Source organism: Nitrososphaerales archaeon, from assembly GCA_025058425.1.
Lineage (GTDB): Archaea > Thermoproteota > Nitrososphaeria > Nitrososphaerales > JANXEG01 > JANXEG01.
This window is the reverse complement of the sequence record JANXEG010000080.1, coordinates 1-2,909: the sequence shown is the minus strand read 5'-3', so window position 1 is coordinate 2,909 and position 2,909 is coordinate 1. Positions and strand designations below refer to the sequence as shown.

Here is a 2,909-nt window from a genome sequence, read left to right as displayed (position 1 = left end):
GATGCGGCGTTATCCTCCAATCTATCTTTAGATACACCTGTAGCTATAATCGAAAATGTCTCATTAAAGAATGAAAGGACGATCGTTGGAAATTTACAGAATATCGTAAAGTTGGCAAAAGAGGTGCAGATCAAACCTCCAGCCGTGATCATCCTTGGGAGAGTGGTTGGATTAAGAGATAAATTGAGATAGATTATAAAAAGAAGAAAAGAGGCAAGAATAATGGAAGATGTAGTATAATTGAGTGAAGGATTGACAATTATACTTACAGGAATGGAGGGTACATCTGAGAACATAATGAAGAAGCTTAGAGATCTTAACCTATCTATAAAGGTGATACCTATAGTAAGGGTTTGTATCGATCATAATGAAATAATGCTGGCACGAAAGATATTTCAATCAAAATTTAAACCAGACCTTTCCATATTTACAAGTAAAACGGCCGTTAAAGTAGTGTTCGATTTGATATCAGAGGCTTGGGAGTGTGCAAGATCGTACAGCATCGCCATAGGCTTCGGGACGGCTTCTTTATTGAAATCTTTGGGTGTAAGATCGGTAGATCTGCCTAGCAAACATAACTCGGAAGGTTTGATACAGCTACTTAAAGGATTGTCATACAAAAGCATCGTTGTGTTATATTGTTCAAAGAATGTCAATAATTCTAGAGGGATTCATTAAAGATAAATTTGAGAATAGTCACATCTTCAAGTTATATAGCGTGGAAGAATCGGTGGAAGGGTTAGAACGTGTGATTAAGTTGTTCAAATCAGACAATTCACAGACATATCTATTGATCTTAACCTCTATCAAAATTGTTCAGACCCTTTCAAAGGCTCTTGATCACGTACAGTTAAATAACGTGATCTTTTCAGCACTTAGTAAGAGGATAGCAAGTGAGGCTGAAAGATTGGGTTTTCGCATATCACACCTTTCAGATACTGGTAGAATAGATGATTATTATGAGAGTTTAAGGGGATTCATAAAATCACTTACACACTTATCTTAAAGCTTGAGATAAATCATCATATATTACACATAATTCATTTCTGGTATCACTACTAGTTGAGGTATTAATAAGAGTTATATGAAAAAGCAAATTATCTACTTAATGGAGGGTCTTCTTCGTGAAGGTTTGCATGCTAACTTGGGAGTATCCGCCACGTATTATTGGAGGTATAGCTAGGCATGTGTACTGGATCTGTAGATCGATGGCGAAAGCTGGTGTCGAAGTTCACGTAGTAACGCTCGACTTTCCAAATACACCTGAATACGAAGTCGATGGTTCGCTTCACATTCATAGGGTAAAGGTTGAAGTCGGTGCACCTAGCTTTCATCTATGGGTGATGCTCTTTAACCACTTCTTTGAGAAGAAGGTAGGGCGTCTGGTGGATAAGTTCGGCCCATTCGATGTAATTCACGCCCACGATTGGCTCACGATCCCTTGTGGTATAGTCTTGAAGCATCTTTTGTCAAAACCATTGGTCGTAACCTTTCACAGTACAGAAGTGGGTAGATCTGCTGGCCTACACTCTCCTGAATCCCACATGGTTCACGGATTGGAATGGTGGGGTTCATTCGAGGCCTCCTACGTAATAACGGTTAGTGAATATATGAAGAATGAAGTCGTAAGGCTCTACAATTTGCCTCTAGATAAAGTACATGTAATAAGTAATGGTATAGATATCAAGACATTCGATGTAGTTGTAAATAGAGATGCTGTAAGGGCGAGATTGGGCATTTCACCAGATGAACGAATTATATTGGCTGTAGGTAGATTGACATGGCAGAAGGGCTTTGACGATCTGATCAAAGCATTCTCTAAAGTTTTAACAATTCATCCCAACTCAAGACTCGTGATCGTTGGAGATGGATATATGAGAGGTGAATTGGAGAAGTTGGCCTGGGATCTGGGTGTAGGGAAGAAGGTTATATTTACAGGCTTTATAAATGATCAAGAACTTATTGAAATCTTTAAGTCATCAGATGTACTCGTAGTCAGCTCCAGATACGAACCATTCGGTATCGTAGCTCTAGAAGGTATGGTGAATGGTCTACCTGTAGTCGTTACAAATGTTGGTGGCCTTGCTGAAATCGTCGAGCACGAGAGTGATGGGGTCTGGGTTTATCCCAACAATCCTGACAGTATCGCTTGGGGTATAGATAGGGTTCTCAGCGATCAGAAGTTTGCCCATAAACTTATACTAAATGGTAAGGATAAAGTTAAAAAGTACGATTGGTCTCTGATCGCCCAGAGAATCATCCACGTATACGAATCATCAAAGCAGGTGGTCAAATTTGAGTGATATAAAAAGGGTCCTATCATCGTTACTAACCTTAGGGATAACCTCTGAAGAACGTGCTATAAATGTCGATGAACTCGCAAATAGGGTTGGGCTGAATATTAACGAATTGAGTACATCGTTGAGTGAGTTGATAAAGCTTGGTCATGTAAAGAAGATCTTTTTCGAAGGAAGAGAATACTTTTATCTTACGAACACGGGAATAATTGCAGCCTGCTCCATATATTCTTAAACTTGAATCCAAGCATTATTATGAGCTATCGTTAGATCGTCCAAATTGTGATTCGTATTAAGGTGAGACCGATTTTAAAATTTAATTATCCTTATATATAGCCATATATATTAATGCGCCTATGGGAGTAAGAGTATCTGCACCAGCAAGGCTTCACTTGGGCGATATAGATCCATTTGGGATCGGTAGGTTCGGATATGCTCCTCTTTTAGCTTTGAACGAACCTCGGACGGTTGTAGAAGCTCGTAAGAGTGATGGTTTAAAAATTATCTCACCTAAAGCCAAAGATGAATCTGAAGAGGTTGAAATGTACGCTAATAGAATCCTTAAAGCGTACGATCTGCCCGGTGTCGAAATCTCGGTAATATCACAACCAC

Annotated in this window: 6 protein-coding genes; all 6 read left to right on the top strand. The window is 39.2% G+C overall.

Annotation, left to right across the window (positions count from 1 at the left end; translation table 11 throughout):
• Window positions 1–192 (top strand): hypothetical protein (locus NZ896_06715; GenBank protein ID MCS7117137.1); only part of this gene is annotated, 192 nt, incomplete at its 5' end.
• Window positions 193–240: 48 nt separating this feature from the next.
• Window positions 241–678 (top strand): uroporphyrinogen-III synthase, encoded by a 438-nt coding sequence (locus NZ896_06710; protein ID MCS7117136.1) that lies wholly within the window; start codon window positions 241–243, stop codon window positions 676–678.
• Window positions 679–757: 79 nt separating this feature from the next.
• Entirely contained in the window at window positions 758–1,006 is a 249-nt protein-coding gene (locus tag NZ896_06705) for a hypothetical protein (protein ID MCS7117135.1), read from the top strand.
• A gap of 118 nt (window positions 1,007–1,124) precedes the next feature.
• Window positions 1,125–2,303: a glycosyltransferase family 4 protein gene (locus tag NZ896_06700; protein ID MCS7117134.1), complete on the top strand. Its 1,179-nt coding sequence runs from the start codon at window positions 1,125–1,127 to the stop codon at window positions 2,301–2,303.
• Window positions 2,296–2,532, top strand: coding sequence for a hypothetical protein (locus NZ896_06695; protein ID MCS7117133.1), 237 nt, complete (start codon window positions 2,296–2,298; stop codon window positions 2,530–2,532). The genes NZ896_06700 and NZ896_06695 overlap by 8 nt, the downstream gene beginning before the upstream one ends.
• A gap of 121 nt (window positions 2,533–2,653) precedes the next feature.
• Window positions 2,654–2,909, top strand: a 256-nt coding sequence (locus NZ896_06690) for a hypothetical protein (protein ID MCS7117132.1), incomplete at its 3' end; no start/stop codon positions are given.